This is a genomic window from Bradyrhizobium diazoefficiens, assembly GCF_016616885.1.
In the GTDB taxonomy this organism is placed as follows: domain Bacteria; phylum Pseudomonadota; class Alphaproteobacteria; order Rhizobiales; family Xanthobacteraceae; genus Bradyrhizobium; species Bradyrhizobium diazoefficiens_F.
Window position 1 is genome coordinate 1,140,244 of record NZ_CP067102.1, and the last position, 21,531, is coordinate 1,161,774.

Below are 21,531 nucleotides of genomic sequence, written 5' to 3' on the forward strand. Positions count from 1 at the left end.
TGCAGAATGGCGTGGATGCCGACGTTACTCGCAACCGCTGAACCGGTAGGGTCCTGGTCCCGACCAATGGCAGCGCGGGAAGGGGCTTTCCCGCCTTGGAGGAATTATGAGCGGTTTCGATATTTTCGCGATTGTTCTGGTGTTGCTCGTGATTGTTACGCTGATTGCCGGCGTGAAGACGGTGCCGCAAGGCTATGACTGGACCATCGAGCGGTTCGGCAAATACACCCAGACGCTGAGCCCCGGGCTCAATCTCATCGTGCCGTATTTCGATCGCGTCGGGCGCAAGATCAACATGATGGAGCAGGTGATCAACATCCCCGAGCAGGAGGTGATCACCAAGGACAACGCCACCGTGACGGTGGACGGTGTCGCCTTCTTCCAGGTGTTCGACGCCGCCAAGGCGAGCTACGAGGTTGCCAATCTCGAGCAGGCGATCATCGTGCTGACGATGACCAACATCCGCTCGGTGATGGGTTCGATGGATCTCGACCAGGTGCTGTCGCACCGTGACGAGATCAATGAACGCCTATTGCGCGTGGTCGATGCCGCGGTCTCGCCGTGGGGCCTCAAGGTCAACCGCATCGAGATCAAGGACATCGTGCCGCCTGCCGACCTCGTCGAGGCCATGGGCCGACAGATGAAGGCCGAGCGCGTCAAGCGCGCCGACATCCTTCAAGCCGAAGGTGCGCGCCAGTCCGAGATCCTGCGCGCTGAGGGTGCCAAGCAGGGCCAGATCCTCCAGGCCGAAGGCCGCCGCGAGGCCGCCTTCCGCGACGCCGAGGCGCGCGAGCGGTCGGCGGAAGCCGAGGCCAAGGCCACGCAAATGGTTAGCGATGCCATTGCCAAGGGTGACGTGGCGGCGTTGAACTACTTTATCGCCGACAAATATATCAAGGCGTTCGGCCAGTTGGCGGAATCGCCGAACCAGAAGGTCATCATGCTGCCGGTTGAGGCGATGGGCATGCTGGGCTCGCTCGCCGGCATCGGCGAGATCGCCAAGGCGACCTTCGGCGAAAGCGCGGTGTCTGCTGCTGCTGCCGCCCGTCGCGGCGGGTCGGTGCCATCCTCCGCTCCGACGCCGCCGGCGGTGCCGCCGCGACAGTGATAGGATCAGCGCATGGCCCTCCGATAGGGGCATGCGCCAATTTTTAGAGGTCGTGTCATGACCGACATGTTCGTATCGCTCGGCAACTGGAATTGGTTGATCTTCGGCTTCATCCTGATGGCGCTGGAGGTCATTGCGCCGGGCGTGTTCCTGTTCTGGCTCGGGCTCGCCGCGCTTCTGGTCGGCCTGACCTCGTTCGCAATTGTCATATCCTGGCAAATTCAGCTCGTGATGTTCGCGGTGTTCGCAGCCGCTGCTGTGCCGGTGTGGCGCCGGCTCGCCCGGCCGAAGCTCGACGTGAGCGCAAGCCCCTTCCTCAACAAGCGCAGCGAGGCGCTCTTGGGCCGCGAGTTCACGCTGGAAAAGCCGATCATCGACGGCAACGGCACCATGCGTATCGGCGACACGGTGTGGCGCGTGGCAGGCCCGGATACACCGGCGGGCACGCGGGTGAAGGTCGTGCAGGTGGATGGTGCGAATCTGACGGTGGCGGCGGCGTAATTCGCTGTCATTGCGCCGGACTTAGACGCCTCTCGTGCGGCTCCACCTCTCAGCAAACCGGTGCAGCGGCATGAACGTCTCGCACAAGTCCCGCCCCAGCGCCGTCAGCCCATAACCGCCGTTATCGCCCAGTTCCACAAACCCCGCCTCGCGCAACTCCGTCAGTCGGGTCTGCAGCACCGTGGGCGAAGCCTCGTCGCAGGCCGTGCGCAATGCGCGCGAGGTGAGGGGAGCCTCGCGCAATTCCCACAGGATCCGCAGGCTCCAGCGCCGGCCCAGGAGATCGAGCAGCGCCATGATCGGCCGCCCGGTACGCGAGCCGCGTACGCGGCGCTCCCCTGATGCTGCTTGTTTCCCCATTGGTCTCCTCTTGCATCTTGCTACATATAATGTAGCATGATGCTACAGTAATTGTAGCAAGGAAGAAGCACATGTCATCCCCCTCGCCGCGTATTGCCCCGCTCGCGCCGCCTTATCCCCCGGAGATCCAGGCGCAGTTCGATCGCATCATGCGCGGCGCGCCGCCGCTGGTGTTGTTCCGGGTGATGGCCGGCCACACCCGCGCCTGGGACAAGTTTCGCGCCGGGGGACTGCTCGATCCCGGTGCGCTGTCGTTGCGCCAGCGCGAGATCGTCATCGATCGCACCTGCGCGCTGAACAAGTGCGAGTATGAATGGGGTGTGCATGTCGCGACCTTTGCGGCGCCGGCGAACCTCACTGAGGATGAGGTCCGCGCGACTGTCGCGGGCGACGCGAATTCACCCTGCTGGTCACCGGCCGAGCAGGCCTTGATCGCGGCGGTGGACGCGTTGCACATCAGCGCGACCTTCACAGACGCCGAGTTCGCCACGCTGTCGGCGCACTACGATGAGGCGCAGATTTTGGAAGTCATGCTGCTGTGCGGCTTCTACCGCACGGTGTCGTATCTGGCGAACGGCCTGAAGCTGCCGCTGGAGGAGAACGCGGCGCGGTTTCCGGCGTAGAGAGAGGCACCCTACGCCACGCCCGCGCGCAACAGATCGTGCAGATGCACGATGCCGACCACCTTGTCCGCCTCGGTCACCACTAGCGTCGTGATCTTGCGGGTGTTCAGCACCTCGATCATTTCGGTCGCGAGCATCGAGGGCGGCACCGTCTTCGGCTGCCTGGTCATGATGTCGTCGACCGACGCCGTCAAAAGATCCGGCCGCATGTGACGGCGCAAATCGCCGTCGGTGATGATGCCGACGGCCTCGTTCGTCTCGTTGACGATGCAGACGCAGCCGAGCCCCTTGGCCGACATCTCCATCACCGCGTCCGACATCTTGGTGCCTTCCGGCTTCACCGGGATCTCCCCGCCGGTGCGCATGTAGTCGCGGACGAATTTCAACATCGCGCCCAGCTTGCCGCCGGGATGGAAATGGGCGAATTCCAGCGCGGTGAAGCCGCGGCCTTCGAGCAGCGCGATGGCGATGGCATCGCCGATGGCGACCTGCATCATGGTCGATGTGGTCGGCGCCAGGTTGTGCGGGCAGGCTTCGCGCGCCTTCGGCAGCTCGATCACGATGTCGGCGGCCTGGCCGAGCGAGGACGCCGCGTTCGACGTCACCGCAATCATCGGGATCGCGAAGCGTGCCGAGTAATTGACGAGGGTCTTCATCTCCGGCTGCTCGCCGGACCAGGACAGCGCCATGATGACGTCGTCGGTGGTGATCATGCCGAGGTCGCCATGGGCGGCTTCAGCGGTGTGAACGAAGAAGGCCGGCGTGCCTGTCGAGGCCAGGGTCGCCGCGATCTTGCGCGCCATGTGGCCGGACTTGCCCAGCCCGGTGACGATGACGCGGCCCTTGGCGTTGCGGATCAGGTCGACCGCCTTGGCGAATGCCTCGCCCAGCGGGCCGCGCAGGGCGGCGGCAAGCGCGTTGATGCCGCCGCTCTCCGTCTCCAGCGTGCGGAGCGCGGATTCGACGCTTGTCGGGGTGGAGCTGGATGATGAGGTCATCAGCGGTTTCGAACTCGGCATGTTCTGGTCCAGGAAGGAGGGGCGTCGGCCCGTTGCCGGTCTGCTTAGCACGCCCCGGCCCGTGAGGCGACGCGAGCTCCAAGACCCTCAACGGGTCATTAACCATAATTGTTTTAACTCCATTAACGATGGTTCCCGCGAGTTCGCGGAAGGCTGTCGATGAAGTGTCTGATTTCGTTGGAGTTCTTCCATCGTGGGGTCGCCTCCAGGTAGGGGCCGGAGCAGTCGCGCGTACGTTTTTCGCGCCGCTTTGCCATGCCTGCTGCTGACCGCGCTGGAAAGCGGCCCTGTGGCCGCCCAGAGCCTCACGCCCGACCTGTTCAATCCCAACCGCGGCGGCTTTGCCGCGCCTGACACGCTGCCGACGCGACGCACGGCGGGCGTGCCGCAGGCACCGTCGGATGCGCTCCCGGCGCCGCCGGATCCCAACGACGATCGGCGCAAGAAAAGCGATGCGCCCGCGCCGTCGCGCGTCGGCCAGATCCCGACCTACGGCCTGCCGGCCGCCAACGGCGCGAGTGGCTCCGGTTACGATTCGCTCAATCGCAAGCGTCAGCAGCCAAAGCTCTATCCGGGGCAGCCGAAGCCGAAGAAGCCCGCAGGTCCGGGCTCGCCGGTGCCGTCGGCGACACCGACGCTGTCCCCTCTCGGTGCGCCCCGCATTGCGCCGCCGCCGTCGGAGACCGCGAACAAGACGCCGGTGCCGCCGGCGATGGCGGGCACCGTGCCCGGCCAGCCGCAGCGCCGTCGCCTCAAGGCCGACGACGATGCCTTCGGCGCGGTCGGCGATTACGCCGGCAGTTTTCTGATCAAGGGCGGGCTCGAACTGTCCACCGGCTACGACACCAATCCCGCGCGCCTGCAGAAGCCGGTCGGCTCGCCGGTCTATGTCGTCGCGCCTGATCTTCTCGTGATGTCCGACTGGGAGCGCCACGCGCTGGTCGCCGATTTGCGCGGCTCGTTCTCCGGCTACACCAACAACATGCCGGCGACGATCGACGGACTTGCCTCGCCGTCGCCGGTTGAGATCGACCGCCCCGATTTCACCGGCCATGTCGACGGCCGCTTCGATGTCGATCGCGATCTCAAGCTGACCTCGCAGCTGCGCCTGCGCCTTGCCACCGACAATCCCGGCAGCCCGAACGTGCAGGCCGGCCTGCAGAAATATCCTGTCTACGCCGCCTATGGCGGCACCTTCGGCTTCGACCAAACCTTCAACCGCTTCCAGGTCGCGGCCGGCGCCACCATTGATCGCACGGCCTATACCGACTCCAAGCTCACCGACGGCTCGACCTCCAGCAATGACGACCGCGACTTCAACCAGTATGGGGGCGTCGGGCGTTTCTCCTACGAGCTCAAGCCGGGTCTAAAACCCTTCGTCGAGATCGAGGGGGACAACCGCGTCCACGACCAGCCCGCCGACCGCAACGGCTATCTGCGCGATTCATCCGGCGGCTATGCCAAGGTCGGCTCGTCCTTCGAGTTCTCGCGCATCCTCACCGGTGAGATCTCGGTTGGCTATTCCGCGCGCAACTATGTCGACCCCAGGCTAAGCCAGCTCTCGGGCTTCCTCACCTCGGGCTCGCTGATCTGGAACGCGAGCGGGCTGACGACGGTGAAATTCAACACCGACACGCAGATCGCGGAAACCACGATCCCCGGCTCATCGGGCGTGCTGGTGCACATCTATGCCGCCGAAGTCGACCACGACTTCCGCCGCTGGCTCACCGCGATCGGCAAATTCACCTACGGCACCTACGACTATCAAGGCCAGAATCGCAACGACAAGACCTACTCGCTCGAAGGCAACCTGATCTACAAGCTCAACCGCAACATCTGGATCAAGGGCACGCTGCGCCACGACATCCTGGATTCGAACCAGCCGGGCTCGAGCTCGCAGGGGACCGTGATGATGGTCGGGGTGAGGCTGCAGAATTAGCCGGGCGATGGATCTCGTTCGCGCTCTCGCCACTCACTTTCGCGGGCGATGACACCGGTTGAAAATTTAGCGGCGTAGCGAGCCGCGCCTACCGCGGCAGATCCGTCTTCCCCATCAGGAACGTATCGATCGACCGTGCACACAGCCGGCCTTCGCGGATCGCCCACACCACCAGCGACTGGCCGCGGCGCATGTCGCCGGCCGTAAACACGTTCGGGCGCGAGGTCTGGTAGTCCAGCGTGTTGGCCTTGACGTTGCCGCGCGGATCGAGGTCGACCGCGAGCTGCTTCAACAGGCCCTCGTGGACGGGGTGGACGAAGCCCATTGCGAGCAGGATCAGCTCGGCATCGAGCTCGAACTCGGTGCCTTCAATCGGCTTGAACTTGTCGTCGACGCGCACGCAGTGCAGCTTCTTGACCTTACCGTTCTCGCCGGAAAACTTCTGCGTCAGCACGGCGTATTCGCGGATCGCGCCTTCGGCCTGGCTCGACGACGTCCGCATCTTCAGCGGCCAGTTCGGCCAGGTCAGGCCCTTGTTCTCGCGCTCGGGCGGGGCGGGCATGATCTCGAGCTGGGTCACGGAGAGCGCGCCCTGGCGCAGCGAAGTACCGATGCAGTCCGAGCCGGTGTCGCCGCCGCCGATGACGACGACATGCTTGCCACCGGCCAGAATCTCGGTGACGCCGTTCAACGGTTCGCTGGAGACGCGACGGTTCTGTTGCGGCAGGAAGTCCATGGCATAGTGGATGCCGTCGAACTCGCGGCCGGGGATCGGCAGGTCGCGCGGGGCTTCCGCACCGCCGGTCAGCGCGATCGCGTCGTATTGGTTGAGCATCTCGCGCGGATCGACATTGCCGTCAGCGCCGACATGGCTGTTGTAGTGGAAGGTGACGCCTTCGGCTTCCATCTGCGTGACGCGGCGGTCGATGATTCCCTTCTCCATCTTGAAGTCGGGAATGCCATAGCGAAGAAGGCCGCCGGCCTTGGCGAACTTCTCGAACAGGTGCACGTCGTGACCGGCGCGCGCGAGCTGCTGCGCACAGGCCATGCCGGCCGGGCCCGAGCCGATCACGGCGACTTTCTTGCCGGTCTTCACGGCGGCCACTTCCGGCTTCAGCCAGCCATTGTCCCAGGCGCGGTCGACGATCGCGCATTCGATGGTCTTGATGGTGACGGGATTGTCGTCGATGTTGAGCGTGCAGGAGGCTTCGCACGGCGCAGGGCAGATGCGGCCGGTGAACTCCGGGAAATTGTTGGTCGAGTGCAGATTGCGCGAGGCCTCTTCCCAGTTGCCCTGATAGACGAGGTCGTTGAAATCAGGGATCTGGTTGTTGACCGGGCAGCCGGGCGTGCCCGGCGCGACCGAACCGGTGCCGTGGCAATAGGGAATGCCGCAATTCATGCAGCGCGCGGCCTGGTCGCGTGTTTCCCTCTCGGTCAAGGGAACGACGAACTCGTTGTAATGCTTCACGCGCTCGGCCACCGGCGTGTACTTGCGGTCATGCCGTTCGATTTCGAGAAAACCCGTGATCTTGCCCATTAAACCCGCAGTCCCTACCGCTTAAATTCGTCTGTTGCTTCCCCACCGTCATTGCGAGGAGCGTGAGCTTCGAAGCAATCCAGTCTGTATCCGAGGAAAAAGTCTGGATTGCTTCGCTACGCTCGCAATGACGGGCGCTGATATTCCTACGCCCCGATCGCGATTTTCGGCTCGGCGTCCGCGTTGGCGGCCATTTCGCGCAGCGCGCGCCGGTACTCGACCGGCATCACTTTGCGGAATTTGGGCAGCCATTCCTTCCAATTGGCAAGGATGTCGGCGGCACGCTTAGAGCCGGTCGCCTTCGCATGGCGCGTGATCAGGACGTGCAGACGCTCGACGTCGGAGTCGAGCAGATCCTTGAACACGTCGACCCGGCCATGCGCCTCGAGGTCACCGGAGTGATGATAGGTGCCGGCGTTGATCATCTCTTCCGACAGCACCGGCTCGAGCTCGACCATCGCCATGTTGCACAGCTTGTCGAAGCCGCCTGTCTCGTCGAGTACATAGGCGATGCCACCGGACATGCCGGCCGCGAAATTGCGCCCGGTCTTGCCGAGCACGACCACGATGCCGCCGGTCATGTATTCGCAGCAATGATCGCCCGCGCCTTCGACGACCGCGACCGCGCCGGAGTTGCGCACGGCGAAGCGTTCGCCGGCGACACCGCGGAAGTAGCACTCACCCTGGATGGCGCCGTACATCACGGTGTTGCCGACGATGATGCTCTCTTCCGGCACGATGCTGCTGTTGGCCGGCGGCTTGACGATGATCTTGCCGCCCGAGAGGCCCTTGCCGACATAGTCGTTGGCTTCGCCTTCAAGCTCGAAGGTGACGCCATTGGCGAGCCAGGCACCGAACGCCTGGCCGGCAGTGCCCTTGAGGCTGACATGGATGGTGTCCTGCGGCAGGCCGGCATGGCCGTAGATCTTGGCGACCGCGCCGGACAGCATCGCACCCGCGGAGCGGTTGGTGCTGTTGATCACGGCCTCGATCTTCACCGGCGCGCCGCGGTCGAGCGAGGGCTGCGCCTTCTCGATCAGCGTGCGGTCGAGCACTGCCTCCAGATGATGGTTCTGGCGCTCGGAGTGATAGATCTTCTGGCCCTTCTCTTCCTTCTGCTTGACGAAGAGCTTGGAGAAATCGAGGCCCTTGGCCTTCCAGTGCGCCACCAGCTTGGTCTGGTCGAGCAGCTGAACCTGGCCGACCATCTCGTTGAAGGTGCGGAAGCCGAGCGAGGCCATGATCTCGCGGACTTCCTCCGCGACGAAGAAGAAGTAGTTGATCACGTGCTCGGGCTGGCCGGTGAAGCGCTTGCGCAGGACGGGGTCCTGGGTGGCGACGCCGACCGGGCAGGTGTTGAGATGGCACTTGCGCATCATGATGCAGCCGGCCGCGATCAGCGGCGCGGTGGCGAAGCCGAACTCGTCGGCGCCGAGCAGCGCGCCGATCACGACGTCACGGCCGGTGCGGAAGCCGCCGTCGACCTGGACCACGATGCGGCTGCGCAGCCGCTCGCGCACCAGCGTCTGGTGGGTCTCGGCGAGGCCGATTTCCCAGGGCGAGCCGGCATGCTTGATCGAGGTCAGCGGCGAGGCGCCGGTGCCGCCCTCGAAGCCCGCGATGGTGACATGGTCGGCGCGGGCCTTGGCGACGCCTGCGGCCACCGTGCCGACGCCGATCTCGGAGACGAGCTTGACCGAAACGTCGCCCGTCGGGTTGACGTTCTTGAGGTCGTAGATGAGCTGCGCCAGATCCTCGATCGAGTAGATGTCGTGGTGCGGCGGCGGCGAGATCAGGCCGACGCCCGGCGTCGAGTGACGCACTTTTGCGATGGTCGCGTCGACCTTGTGGCCGGGCAGCTGGCCGCCCTCGCCGGGCTTGGCACCCTGCGCCATCTTGATCTGCATCATGTCGGAGTTGACGAGATACTCCGTCGTGACGCCGAAGCGGCCCGAGGCGACCTGCTTGATCGCCGAACGCATGCTGTCGCCGTTCGGCATCGGCTTGAAGCGGTCGGCTTCCTCGCCGCCTTCACCGGTGTTCGACTTCCCGCCGATCCGGTTCATGGCGATCGCCAATGTCGTGTGCGCCTCGCGCGAGATCGAGCCGAAGCTCATCGCGCCCGTGGCGAAACGTCTGACGATGTCCTTGGCCGGCTCGACCTGGTCGAGCGGGACAGGCTTGCGCTTCTCTTCGTCCGCGTTCTTGATCCGGAACAGGCCGCGCAGCGTCAGCAGACGCTCCGACTGCTCGTTGAGAATCTTTGCGAAGGCGCGATAGCGCTCCAGCGAATTGCCGCGAGCGGCGTGCTGAAGCAGCCCGACCGATTCGGCGGTCCAGGCATGGTCCTCGCCGCGGCTGCGATAGGCGTATTCGCCGCCGACATCGAGCGCGGTCTTGTAGACCAACGCCTCGCCGAACGCGTCAGCATGACGACGCACGGCTTCTTCCGCGATCTCGGCAAGGCCCACGCCCTCGACACGGGTGTGCGTGCCGGCGAAGAACTTTCCGACAAAGTCCGCCTTGAGGCCGACCGCGTCGAAGATCTGCGCGCCGCAATAGGACTGGTAGGTTGAGATGCCCATCTTGGACATCACCTTCAAGAGGCCCTTGCCGATCGACTTGATGTAACGCTTGACGATCTCGTAGTCGTCGAGCGAGCCGGGCAGGCGGTCCTTCATCGCGATGATGGTTTCGAACGCGAGATAAGGGTTGATCGCTTCAGCGCCGTAGCCCGCGAGGCAGGCGAAGTGATGCACTTCGCGCGGTTCGCCGGATTCGACGACGAGACCGACCGAGGTGCGCAGGCCGGTGCGGATCAGGTGGTGATGCACGGAGGCGCAGGCCAGCAGCGACGGGATCGGAACCCGATCGGTGCCGACCATGCGGTCGGACAGGATGATGATGTTGACGCCCTCGCGCACCGCGCTCTCGGCGCGCGCGCAGAGCTCGTCGAGCACCTGGTCCATGCCGGCCGCGCCGAGACCGGCGTGAAACGTCGTGTCCAGCGTGCGCGACTTGAAGTGCGAGTCGGCGACCTCCGAGATCGAGCGGATCTTTTCGAGATCTGCATCGGTCAGGATCGGCTGGCGCGCTTCGAGGCGCTTGGTGGTGGCCAGGCCCTGAAGATCGAACAGGTTCGGCCGCGGTCCGATGATGGAGACCAGGCTCATCACCAGCTCCTCGCGGATCGGGTCGATCGGCGGGTTGGTGACCTGCGCAAAGTTCTGCTTGAAGTAGGTGAACAGCGGCTTGGCCCTGTCCGACAGCGCCGAGATCGGCGTGTCGTTGCCCATCGATCCCGCGGCTTCCTCGCCCGTGGCCGCCATCGGCGTCATCAGGATCGCGATGTCCTCCTGGCTGTACCCGAACGCCTGCTGGCGATCGAGCAGCGACAAGTTCGAGCGCACGCCGGTGGTCGGCACCTTCGGCAGCTCTTCCAGCACGATCTGGGTCCGCTCCAGCCACTCCGTGTAGGGATGGCTGCGCGCGAGCTCGGCCTTGATCTCGTCGTCCGGGATCAGGCGGCCCTGCTCGAGGTCGACCAGCAACATCTTGCCGGGCTGCAAGCGCCACTTGGTGATGATCTGGTCTTCGGGGATCGTCAGCACGCCCATTTCGGACGCCATCACGATGCGGTCGTCCTTGGTCACGAGATAGCGCGCCGGCCGCAGACCGTTGCGGTCGAGCGTGGCGCCGATCTGGCGGCCGTCGGTGAAGGCGATCGCAGCCGGGCCGTCCCACGGCTCCATCAGGGCGGCATGATATTCGTAGAAGGCGCGGCGCTTCTCATCCATCAAGGGATTGCCGGCCCACGCCTCCGGGATCATCATCATGACGGCGTGCGGCAGCGAGTAGCCGCCCTGCACCAGGAATTCGAGCGCGTTGTCGAAGCAGGCGGTGTCCGACTGGCCCTCGTAGGAGATCGGCCAGAGCCGATTGATGTCCTTGCCGTACAGCTCGGAGCTCACCGAGGCCTGGCGCGCCGCCATCCAGTTGGTGTTGCCGCGCAGCGTGTTGATCTCGCCGTTATGCGCGATCATGCGGTAGGGATGCGCCAGCGACCACGCCGGGAAGGTGTTGGTCGAGAAACGCTGGTGAACCAGCGCGAGCGCGCTCTCGAAGTCCTTCTCGTGCAGATCGGGATAATACTTGCCGAGCTGGTCGGCGAGGAACATGCCCTTGTAGATCACGGTGCGGCAGGACATCGAGCAGGGGTAATAGCCCGCAAGCCCGCGGTCGCGGCGCTGGTAGATCGCCTGCGAGATCGACTTGCGCAGGATGTAGAGCCGGCGCTCGAACTCGTCCTCGGTCTTGGCGGTGCCGTTGCGGCCGATGAACACCTGCATGCAGGCGGGCTCGGTCGGCTTCACGGTGACGCCGAGCGAGGAATTGTCGGTCGGCACGTCGCGCCAGCCGAGCAGGGTCAGGCCCTCTTCCTTGATCTGGTCGGCGATGATGCTCTTGATGACGTTGCGCCAGGCGGTGTCGCGCGGCATGAACAGTGCGCCGATGGCGTATTCGCCAGGCTGAGGCAGCGCGAAGCCAAGCTCCTTGGCCTTGCGGCTGAAGAAGGCGTGCGGGATCTGCACCAGGATGCCGGCGCCGTCACCGGCGCGGGGGTCGGCACCGACGGCGCCGCGGTGCTCGAGATTGCAGAGGATGCTGAGCGCGTCCGAGACGATCTCGTGGGACTTCTTGCCCTTGATGTTGGCGATGAAGCCGACGCCGCAGGAATCCTTCTCCAGGCTCGGGTCGTAGAGACCTTCGGCCGGCGGGCGCGAATTGTGTTCCTGAATCGGATCGGTCGTTTTCGAGGCGACCGTCGCCGACAGCTCTTCTGCCACGATGTTTGCGCGCTCGAATTGCGACCCGTTCATTGTTCCAATCCTCTCCATGCGGCAAGCTGCCTCACCGCCATCTTCGGCGCACCTTGGGCGTTCCGCGGCACCCGCCTCTGGGTCACCGCTCGTCCGTTGCGAGCCGCATTTTCTTAAATTCAGGCCTAGGCGTTCTTCGTCCCCGAGAACGGCTTTGCCTGGTACCTTGCCGGCGCTCGAAAGTGCCGATTTTCGCCGCAATCCCTGTGCCGGAATCGCAAGCAAAATTGAGACAGTCTTCCTGTCCTAACCATCACCTTGCCAAATTTTTGTCTATCACACAAGCGCGCGAAAGTCCCGATTCCCAAAGTGTCAATCAGCGCTTTCCGCATGGCGCGCGGCCCCGGTTTTGAAGCAAACGCGCCGCGATCCGGCCCAAGCGGCGCCGAAATCCCCAATGATGCTTCGGATCAGCCCTTCGAAAGGCGCGCCACGCCGCAAGAAGCGAAAGAGCGCGAGCGGGGGGCCTGACAGGAGCGTGTCGACCATGAAGTTTTTCACAGGATGTGTGGCCGCCGCCATGCTGGCGCTAGCTGCAAACGCTGCTCAGGCACAAGTTCCGGCGAGCGGTATTTTTGGCGGGACCACGATCGCGGTGTCGGATTTCGACGGGCCCTATGGGCCGGGCGAAGCCGCGCCGCCACCGCCGCCGCGTTACGGCTATGGCTATGAGGAACGCGGCCCGGCGCCGGCGCTGCTGCCGGTCACCGAGGTCTACGCGCTACTGCGCGAAAACGGCTTCTCGCCGCTCGGCATCCCGCGCCTGCGCGGCGCCGTCTACACCATCGCGGTGATCGACCGCCGCGGCGACGACGGCCGGCTCGTGATTGATGCCCGCGACGGCCGGATTATCCGCTTCATGCCGGCCGCTGATGCCTATGGCATGGCGCCGGCCTATGAGGAGCCTTCGGTTGCACCTTACCGGCCGCAAAGCGCGCTGCCGCCACCGACCATGGTCCGCGGTGGACCGCCGCGCCCGCCGGCTTCGATCCCGCATGTCGCCAGCCGCACCGTCCCTCTGCCCAAGGCCGCTCCGCCGCGCGCCGAGACGCCAGTGGCGGCCGCAAGGCCCGCCGAGCCCACAACGCCGCAAGCTCAACCCGCCCAGCAGACCGCCGCCGTGCAGGCCAAGCCCACCGAGGCCGCTCCGCAGGCCGCTGCGCCGACCATCGGCCAGGCCAAGTCGGCCTCTACCATTTTGCCGACACAGGACATGCCGGCGGCGCAGGGGTTGGATTAATCATCGGCAAACAAAGCGCCCGAAGACCTCGGGCGCTTTTGCGTCACAGCAACTGTCCTCAGCTGCGCGGATACCCTGCCGCTTCGAGAATCAGATTCGCCACTTCCTTCGGATGCGACACCAGCGAGAGGTGGCCGGCATCGAGCTCGATCGTGGTCGCATTCATGCGCTTGGCGAGAAAGCGTTCGAAATCGGGGTTGATGGTGCCGTCGTTCTTCGAGACCGCGTACCAGCTCGGCTTCGAATGCCAGGCGGCCTCCGTCGTGCGTCCGGCGAAGATCGAGGCGGCCGTCGGCCACTGCACGGCGTAGAGCTCCTTCGCGCGTTCCGGCGCGACGCCGTTGGCGAAATATTTCAGGAAGGCGTCTTCCGAAAGCTTGGTGGTGCCGTCGCGCTCGACGATGCCGGCGCGCGCAGGGCCCGCCGGAAACTGCTTCGACAGCGCCACAAAATCCTCGTTGGCATCGGGAGCGCGCGCGGCGATGTAGACGAGGCCGGTGACCTTCGGATCGGTGCCAAGCTGGCTGATCACGGTGCCGCCCCAGGAATGCGCGACCAGCACCGTCGGGCCATCCTGCTCGGCCAGTACACGCTTGGTTGCCTCGACCGACTCGGCGAGCGATCCCAGCGGATTCTGCACGGCGATAACGTTGAGGCCGGCGGCCTGAAGGATCGGGATCACCTCCGACCAGCTCGAGCCATCAGCCCAGGCGCCATGCACCAGCACGACGTTCTTCGCCTTCGCGGTCTGCGGGGGCTGTGCGTGAGCGAGGCTGATGGGGGCCGCCAGCAGGCTCGCGGCGACGAAAAGGCTGCGCCAGAAAGTCACGATCGTTCTCCGTTCATTTTTGGGTGCGATACCCAAAGGACGGAGCGCGAGGCGGCGGCGTTACACATCCTCACCGTCCTGTGATGCGCTGCAAAGCGAAAAAACGCCCCGGGGCACCGGGGCGTTTTCGCAACCTGAAAGTTGATGCGCGCTTAGGCGGCGACCGAGCTCTCGATCACCTGTGCGCTCGACGCGCCGGTGTTGATCGCGATCTGGCGCGGCTTCTTGGCTTCGGGAATCTCGCGCACAAGGTCGACGTGGAGCAGGCCGTTCTCCAGCGAGGCGTCCTTCACCTGCACGAAGTCGGCAAGCTGGAAGGCGCGCTCGAAGGCACGGGCGGCGATGCCGCGATAGAGCACGTCGGATTTCGAGTTCTCGTTGGCGACTTTATCGCCCTTGATCGTCAGCGTGTTTTCCTTCGCGACGATGGAGAGCTCATCCTTGGCGAAGCCGGAAACCGCAACGGTGATGCGATAGGCGTTCTCGCCGGTGCGCTCGATGTTGTAGGGGGGATAACCGGGGCTGCCGTCCGAGCTCGTCTGGTCGAGCAGGTTGAAGAGGCGGTCGAAGCCGACGGTGGAACGATAGAACGGGGTGAGATCGTAGGTACGCATGGTCAAGTCCTCCATTGAGCGACTGTTCAGGTAATCCGCCCGCCAATCGGGCCGGGCTTTAGTCTGTGTGCAGCCTGATGTTCCGGTTCCGAAACACTGGTAGCGGCCTGCACCAAAGTGATATGGGTGAGTCCAGACGGCGTTCAAGAGGGCGGTGACTCGCCCCTTTTCGGCGCTCCCACCCCTTGATTTGCAGCACTTGATTCACAGCACTTGGCGCTCAAGCACTTCCACTCATGACGCTGGTCTCGATTCCGTCCAATCCCGTTCCCGAAGACGTCGTCAGCGGCACCATCAAGACGCCTGACGGCGTCGAGCTGCGCTTTGCGCGCTGGGCGCCGCCGGCGAACCGCAAGGGCACCGTCTGCGTCTTCACCGGGCGCAGTGAGCAGATCGAGAAATATTTCGAGACCGTGCGCGATTTGCGCGATCGCGGCTTTGCGGTGGCAATGTTCGACTGGCGTGGGCAGGGCCATTCCTCACGCCGGCTGCGCGATCCGCGCAAAGGCTATGTGCGCAACTTCGCCGACTACGAGATCGACGTCGAGACCTTCGTGCAGCAGGTGGTGCTGCCGGATTGTCCACCGCCGTTCTTCGCGCTGGCGCATTCCATGGGCGCCGCAGTGCTGCTGCGGTTGGCACATGCGCAAAAGCGTTGGTTCGACCGCATGGTGCTCTCCGCGCCAATGATCGACCTGCCCGGTCGCGCCACCTCGTTTCCGGTGCGGGCCTTGTTGAAGACGATGCGCATGCTGGGGCGAGGCGGCGGTTACGTTCCCGGCGGCAGCGACCATCTCACCGGGCTGTCGCCCTTCATCAACAATCCCCTGACCAGCGATCCCGTGCGCTATGCGCGCAACGCGGCGATCCTGGAGGAGGATCCGACGCTCGGCCTGGCGTCACCCACGGTCGCCTGGGCCGATACCGCCTTCCGCGCGATGCACGTCTTCAAGGGCATGAACTACCCATCAGAGATCCGCCAGCCGATCCTGATGCTGGCGGCCTCCAGCGACACCGTGGTGTCGACCGCGGCGATCGAGGAGTTCGCCTACCACTTGCGCGCCGGCTCCCACCTCGTCATCGCCGGCTCGAAGCACGAGATCCTGCAGGAGCAGGACCGCTACCGCTCCCAATTCTGGGCCGCGTTTGATGCGTTCGTGCCGGGTACGCCGCTGTTCAAGTGAGGGGGCTGTGACGGTGCGCACCTCGCCCCGCTTGCGGGGCGAGGTGAGAAGGCGAGCTACAGGGTCTTCAGATACTCGATCAGATCGTAGCGCTCTTGCTCTTTGAGCACGCGGCCGACGGTGCCGTCCTTGCCGGGGCCCGGCGTGCCATCGAACGAGTGGCCGGCATTGCTGTTGCCGACCATCTCGGTGCCATCAGACGCTCGCGTCGAGAAGCGCGACTGTCCGGACTTGCAGCTCTCGCCGTCGACGACCGCGAAGCCGACCTGCTTCGGATCGTAGTCGCGACCGCCACCCATGCAGAACGATTTGGGGCGCTCGGCCGCGGGGCTCAGCATCCAGTAGAGCGAGGGCACCGATCCGTTGTGCAGGTAAGGCGCGGTGGCCCAGACGCCGTTGAGGGGGCGCGCGCGATACCAGGGCCCCGGCTCCTTCTCATCGGCCGGCTGCGGACCGGGATTCGGACAGTTCTTGCGCTCACCCCACCAGGCCTTCTGAACCTTCGGGTCGATCTTGGCATCGTCCATCGCTTTGCGGCTGACGATGTCGACGAGCACCATCAGGCCGACGGAGTATGGCATGTCGGTCGAAGAGATATCCGGCAGATTGCAGCTCCACCAGGCATTGAGTTTCTGCGTGGGATCGAGCTTGAGAAAGCCGGGGACCTGAACCGTCCGCGTCGCCAGAATGCTGGCCTGAGCGGGATCGGTTCCCATGCCTTTGACGCTTTTCTGGACCTCGTTCAGGAATTTGTCGTTGCCGATGGTCTCCCAGCGCGACGAGGACCAGATGCTCTGGTCCGGAAATTCGGTGTCGAAGGCGGGATCGTTGACTGGTCCAAGATGGCATTCGGCGCAGATCTGCGCGTAGAGCTTACGGCCGTTCCTGACGCGGTCGCCATCGATCTTCCAGGCATCATCGCCGAAGATGTCCGACGGCCATTTCGGTGACGTCAGACCGGAGAGCTGCTTTTTCGGATAGGGCGCCGAGCCCTTCAGCAGATCCTCGATCCAGTTCAGATTCTTGATGTCCATCGACGAGCGGAACAGCGCGTCCTTGGGCGTATTGTCGGACAAATTGAGCAGCGCGGTCACGCCCAGCGCTTCGCCGGCGTTGCGGATCAGCGGTTGTTCGATGGAAGCGTCATATTGCGCGAATTTGAGCCAGGGCACGGTCCAGATCGGCGGGAAGCTGACCGGTGCGTCCTTGGCATGCAGATTCTTCTCGAAGCCGCCGAGGCCGCTGAGCGTCATGTCCTGGGAGAAGACCTGATTGCCGATGCGGTTGAGCGCGTCGAGACGGCCATAACCTTCCTCGGTGTCCTGCTGTTGCTCGTCCCGCTTCGTCTTCTCGTTGAACCTTGTCTTGCCGTCGATGATCTTCTTGTAGGTCTTCTCCCAGTCGACCAGGAACGTGCCGATCGCACTCAGCTTCTGCTTCAGCACATCGCGATCGGCATCGCTGGCGGAGGGGCCGAGCACACGGTCGGCGAAGCGCGTGAAGCGACCCGGCACGAAGAGCGTGTAGGCGATCGACAGGCCGGTCGTGATCTCGAGCTTTCTCAGGTCGGTCATCGCCGGGCCGCCATCGAAGCGGATGTCAATGCCTTTGTAGTGGATCTGGCCGGTGTGGCAGGCGGCGCAGGTCAGGCCGATCCGGTCCTCGCCGATCTGGCCGGTCGCAGGATCGGGCACGCCGGTCATGCGCGCAAAGCCGACGGGCAGACCGTCGACGTTTTCAGCCTGGCTGCCCCAGTTAACCGGCGGGTCCCAGAGCCGCGCCGGCACCGGCTTCGTCTTGTCGTAGACGTTGGCATAGCCGAACCGGCGCAACGTGGCGTCGTCGGTGTTGATCGTCTGCGGGCTGGGGATGAAGCCGAAGCGCTGCAGATGGTCGCTGTCATGCAGCATCCCGGGCTTGGCGAAGAAATGAAGCCGCGGCTGCTCGAGCGCCATGAACCAGCTATAGGGCAGCGGGAAGGTGGCGGTGCCCTGGCTGGCGTGATGAAACCAGTGCCGGTCCTCCAGCGCCCAGTTTTGCTCGAGCCAGTACGCGGCCCGGGGCTCGACGTGCTCAGGCAATGGCGGCGTCACGAAGTCCCCGAGGATGCCGGGCAGCATCGGCTGGAATTGATCGGGAAAGCGCAGCGCCACGACGCCAAAGACGAGGAGCGCGGCGACAAGACCGCCAGCAACGCGCAAGATGAGCGAGGGCGGAGTGACCGGCTGGCTGACGACCCGCTGGGTGATCCGGTCAGGAAATTTGCGCTCGTTGAACAATGTCCTCACCTCGGCCACGCTGAGATAGCGGTCATCACCCTGACCCTTGCCCATGATCTTGAGGAGGACCGGCCATTCGAATTTCATCAGGATCGGGTAGTACCAGCGCGACTGATTGCCGGCGCGCTTGAGATTGTCGTCCATGAAGGTCTGGATTTGCGAGGCATTGAGCCCGGTCTCGGTGCCGCCATCGGGATCGGCATAGGTGCCGCCGAAACCGGCGAGCCGCGCGATCTCGTCTTCGTTGACGCGCCCGTCGACGCCGAGGATGCGCGAGCCGGCACCGAGCTTGTCGAGCGGGCCGCCGCGCAGTGCATTGAGCTGCGCGCCCCAGAAGATGCTTTGCAGGATGTGACAGGCGCCATTGGCGATGAGCGCAACGCCGCGGACCTGAACGCGGGCCGAGGCCTTCTTCAGCCCCGCCTCGCCGCTTGCATTCGCGATGGTCTGTGACAGCGTCCGGAGCGGGACGGTCCCGCCGTCGACAAGACCCTCGCCGACAAGGCCGCGCAGGAACGGGCAGGGATTGTTGGGCGAAACCTGGATCGAGGGGTCGAAGGGGGGCTTCGAGGGGCGGTCGTTCATGGCCCAAAATCCTGAAAACAGCGAATCGTGAAATGCAGACGCGCCGATCAAGCGCAGAAAGTCCTAACAAACAGACAGCAGGCTATACTACTTCAGCGTGTGGCGAAGTGTGGCTGAATTCACTCTTGTGTCAATAAAGCAGACGCGAGGAGCCGTGATCCGCCCTCAGGATTCGGCGGCGCGTTTGATGCCGCTCTGGACCAGAGTGAGCTTGGAGGCAGGCACGCCCGCCTTCAGCAGCCCCTCGCGATAATGCGCGATGTCCTCGGCCCGCTTCCAGTGAAAATTCCGCAAATGGCGGTCCACATTCAGGGTCGGGTAATTGCTCATCAGCACGTCCGTCGCCTCGGCCGCCTCGCCGGTCCGGCCCAATTGCGCCAGTGCCGCGGCGCGGATCGCCAGCGCCTGCATGTGGTTCGGATTGACGTAGAGCTGCTCGCGGGCCCACGACAGGGTCGCGTCATACTGGCGGACGAGATAGTGGCTGAAGGCGTTCAGCGCCGCCCATTGATAGCGCGGGTCGCTGTTGTCGCGCTGGGCGGCCATCGAGAACAGCTCGATCGCCTGGCGGTGCTCGCCGGTGACGAAATGACAGATGCCGAGCACGCCGCGCGCGCCCATGTCGTAGGGGTTGAGCGCGACCGCGCGCTTGGCGGCGTCCATCGCCGCCTCGTCATGGCCTTCCATCGCATGCGCCCAGGACAGGATCGAGAATGCGAACGACGAGCGCGGGTCGAGCCGCACGCTGGTTTCGGCGTGCTGCATCGCCTCGGCCCACATCTCGCGCGTGCCCTTGACCCAGCCGAACTGGATGCTCTGGATCTGGATCGTGGCCAGATAGGCATGCGCGATCGACAGTTTGGGATCGAGCGTGATCGCCTCCCGGAACAGGTCGACGGCCGTGCTCAGATCTTCCTTGGTCTGCCGGTAGTAATGCGACAGGCCCTTCAGGAAGCGGTCCCAGGCGGTGATGTCGTTGGTGGGGCGCGCGGGCGCGGAGGCCTCGGCCCGGACGATCTCGGTGGCGATGGCCGCAGACAGATTGGTCGTGATCTCGTCCTGCATCGCGAAGAGGTCGCCGATATCGCGGTCGTAACGGCCGGTCCAGAGCTGCTCGCCCGTCTCCGGCGCGATCAACTCGGCGGTGACGCGGATCTTGGCGCCGGCGCGCCGCACCGAGCCCTGGATCAGATAGGTGGCGTCGATCTCGCGCGCGATCACGCGCGTGCTCGCGTTCTTGCCCTTGAAGGCGAAGGTCGAGTTGCGGCTCAGCACGCGGTAGAACGATTGCAGCGACAGCGCGTGGATCAGGTCCTCGGTCAGGCCGTCGGAGAAATATTCGTCCTGGGCGTCGCTGAGATTGGCGAAGGGCAGCACGCCGACGATCGCGGTGCGGTATTGCTGCGCCAGGGCCGGGGCATCCATGACCTGCGCGGCCTGCGCACCCTCCGGCGACCAGGTGAAGACCCCGACCGGATCCTTGATGTTCTTGAAGCGGTGGTTGCCGGCGTCGACCAGCGGCACGGTGAGATGCTTGCTGGCCTCGCGGTAGGCCTTGGCCGAGATCGCAAACCCGCCGGGGCTTGCCACCGATTCGAGGCGGACGGCGATATTGACATCGTCGCCGAACACCTCGTCCTCGTCGGCGATGACGTCACCCATATGAATGCCGAGCCGGAATTGCATGGCGCGGTCGGCGGGCAGATGATGATTGCGCTCCGCCATCAGCACCTGCATCGCGATCGCGGCCTCGGCGGCGCCGACGATGGAGGGGAATTCCAGCAGGAAGCCGTCGCCGGTGTTTTTGACGACGCGGCCGCCGTGATTGAGGATGATCGGATGGATCGCGCTGCGATGGGCCTTGAAGGCGGCATGGGTGCCGGCCTCGTCGCTGCCCATCATCCGCGAATAGCCGGCGACATCTGCGCAGACGATGGCGGCCAGACGTCTTTCCATAATCCGGAGCTCCAAGGGATATGGGACCGGCCACGGCGTGGCAGTCGCCTCGAATCCTGCATTTCAAGAACCGTGCCTTTATAGAGCAGATGAGGCCGAGCGAAAGTATGATCCGCATTGCAAATTCGACGCAAATCCTAAGCATTCCCGGTGGTGGACGGCGGGGTGCGAACCGATTAAGGCCAGTCCCTTGAGACCGCCCGGCCGGGCGGCGGGAGGGCCTTTCTCATGCTGGGCATTCACGAAATCTGGCTCTTTATCCTATCGGGCGTGCTGCTCAACCTCACGCCGGGGCCGGATACGGTCTATGTGATCGGCCGCAGCATGCAGATGGGCTGGCGCGGCGGGGCGGCGGCGGCCTTCGGCATCAGTTGCGGCTGCTTTTTCCACGTCGCGGGCGCCGCGATCGGCCTTTCGGCGCTTTTGATGGCCTCGTCCACCGCGTTCTCGATCCTGAAGCTGGTCGGCGCAGCCTATCTCGTCCTGACCGGCCTCCAGATGCTGTGGTCGCGGCCGCGGCTTGCGGCGGTCAAGGACGAGGCCGAGCGGAGCTCGCTGCGGCGGGTCTTCCTGCAGGGCGTCTTCACCAACGCGCTCAATCCCAAGGTCGCGCTGTTCTTCCTGGCCTTCCTGCCTCAATTCGTCGCAGCCGATGCACCGCACAAGCCGCTCGCCTTCCTGACGCTCGGCCTGATCTTCATCTTTACGGGCACGTTGTGGTGTCTGGTGCTGGCAGCGTTCGCGGCTGGGGCAGCCCACCGGCTGCGGCAGTCCGAGGGCGTGATCGCCCGGGTCAACCGCGCGCTCGGCGGTCTCTTCATCTATCTCGGCATCCGCGTCGCCATGCTGCAGACGCGGTAGCTCATCCGAACGG

15 protein-coding genes are annotated in these 21,531 nt (G+C 64.7%); 7 read left to right on the top strand and 8 right to left on the bottom strand.

From position 1 onward, the window contains the following. The first annotated feature begins 106 nt into the window (after positions 1–106). Together JJC00_RS05325 and JJC00_RS05330 are read left to right on the top strand one after the other, a co-directional pair. Positions 107–1,108, top strand: coding sequence for an SPFH domain-containing protein (locus tag JJC00_RS05325; RefSeq protein ID WP_200471684.1), 1,002 nt, complete (start codon positions 107–109; stop codon positions 1,106–1,108). A gap of 57 nt (positions 1,109–1,165) precedes the next feature. After that, positions 1,166–1,609 carry an NfeD family protein gene (locus JJC00_RS05330; RefSeq protein WP_200471685.1) on the top strand — a complete coding sequence of 148 codons (444 nt, stop codon included), beginning with the start codon at positions 1,166–1,168 and terminating at the stop codon, positions 1,607–1,609. 21 nt (positions 1,610–1,630) lie between these two features. Here JJC00_RS05330 and JJC00_RS05335 read toward each other — a convergent pair whose 3' ends face one another. Continuing rightward, entirely contained in the window at positions 1,631–1,969 is a 339-nt protein-coding gene (locus JJC00_RS05335; RefSeq protein WP_200471686.1) for a winged helix-turn-helix transcriptional regulator, read from the bottom strand. A 71-nt stretch (positions 1,970–2,040) separates the two neighbouring features. On the opposite strand from JJC00_RS05335, the gene JJC00_RS05340 reads away from it, so the two are divergent. Further along, entirely contained in the window at positions 2,041–2,592 is a 552-nt protein-coding gene (locus JJC00_RS05340) for a carboxymuconolactone decarboxylase family protein (protein ID WP_200471687.1), read from the top strand. An 11-nt stretch (positions 2,593–2,603) separates the two neighbouring features. On the opposite strand, the gene JJC00_RS05345 is transcribed toward JJC00_RS05340, so the two are convergent. Continuing rightward, positions 2,604–3,611 (bottom strand): KpsF/GutQ family sugar-phosphate isomerase, encoded by a 1,008-nt coding sequence (locus JJC00_RS05345; RefSeq protein ID WP_200471688.1) that lies wholly within the window; start codon positions 3,609–3,611, stop codon positions 2,604–2,606. 193 nt (positions 3,612–3,804) lie between these two features. On the opposite strand from JJC00_RS05345, the gene JJC00_RS05350 reads away from it, so the two are divergent. Further along, entirely contained in the window at positions 3,805–5,550 is a 1,746-nt protein-coding gene (locus tag JJC00_RS05350) for an outer membrane beta-barrel protein (protein ID WP_200471689.1), read from the top strand. A gap of 88 nt (positions 5,551–5,638) precedes the next feature. On the opposite strand, the gene JJC00_RS05355 is transcribed toward JJC00_RS05350, so the two are convergent. Beyond that, positions 5,639–7,090, bottom strand: a complete 1,452-nt coding sequence (locus tag JJC00_RS05355) for a glutamate synthase subunit beta (RefSeq protein ID WP_200471690.1) — start codon at positions 7,088–7,090, stop codon at positions 5,639–5,641. Between the two features lie 146 nt (positions 7,091–7,236). Next, positions 7,237–11,970 (bottom strand): glutamate synthase large subunit, encoded by a 4,734-nt coding sequence (gene gltB / locus JJC00_RS05360; RefSeq protein ID WP_200471691.1) that lies wholly within the window; start codon positions 11,968–11,970, stop codon positions 7,237–7,239. Between the two features lie 487 nt (positions 11,971–12,457). Here gltB and JJC00_RS05365 point away from each other — a divergent pair, with 487 nt between their 5' ends. Then, the gene (locus JJC00_RS05365; protein WP_200471692.1) at positions 12,458–13,210 is read left to right on the top strand and encodes a hypothetical protein; all 753 of its coding nucleotides are present in this window, start codon (positions 12,458–12,460) and stop codon (positions 13,208–13,210) included. Between the two features lie 58 nt (positions 13,211–13,268). On the opposite strand, the gene JJC00_RS05370 is transcribed toward JJC00_RS05365, so the two are convergent. Both JJC00_RS05370 and JJC00_RS05375 read right to left on the bottom strand, forming a co-directional pair. Then, complete coding sequence (locus JJC00_RS05370; protein ID WP_200471693.1) at positions 13,269–14,039, bottom strand: alpha/beta fold hydrolase; 771 nt, start codon at positions 14,037–14,039, stop codon at positions 13,269–13,271. Positions 14,040–14,191: 152 nt separating this feature from the next. Then, positions 14,192–14,653, bottom strand: coding sequence for an Hsp20 family protein (locus tag JJC00_RS05375; RefSeq protein WP_200471694.1), 462 nt, complete (start codon positions 14,651–14,653; stop codon positions 14,192–14,194). Between the two features lie 236 nt (positions 14,654–14,889). On the opposite strand from JJC00_RS05375, the gene JJC00_RS05380 reads away from it, so the two are divergent. Next, positions 14,890–15,837 (top strand): alpha/beta fold hydrolase, encoded by a 948-nt coding sequence (locus JJC00_RS05380; RefSeq protein ID WP_200471695.1) that lies wholly within the window; start codon positions 14,890–14,892, stop codon positions 15,835–15,837. A gap of 56 nt (positions 15,838–15,893) precedes the next feature. Here the strand turns inward: JJC00_RS05380 and JJC00_RS05385 are convergent, their stop codons facing one another. Further along, entirely contained in the window at positions 15,894–18,701 is a 2,808-nt protein-coding gene (locus JJC00_RS05385) for a di-heme-cytochrome C peroxidase (protein ID WP_200471696.1), read from the bottom strand. 165 nt (positions 18,702–18,866) lie between these two features. Then, positions 18,867–20,657, bottom strand: a complete 1,791-nt coding sequence (locus tag JJC00_RS05390; RefSeq protein ID WP_200471697.1) for an adenylate/guanylate cyclase domain-containing protein — start codon at positions 20,655–20,657, stop codon at positions 18,867–18,869. 228 nt (positions 20,658–20,885) lie between these two features. Between JJC00_RS05390 and JJC00_RS05395 the strand changes: the two genes are divergently transcribed. Further along, positions 20,886–21,518, top strand: a complete 633-nt coding sequence (locus JJC00_RS05395; RefSeq protein ID WP_200471698.1) for a LysE family translocator — start codon at positions 20,886–20,888, stop codon at positions 21,516–21,518. The last annotated feature ends 13 nt before the right edge of the window (positions 21,519–21,531 follow it).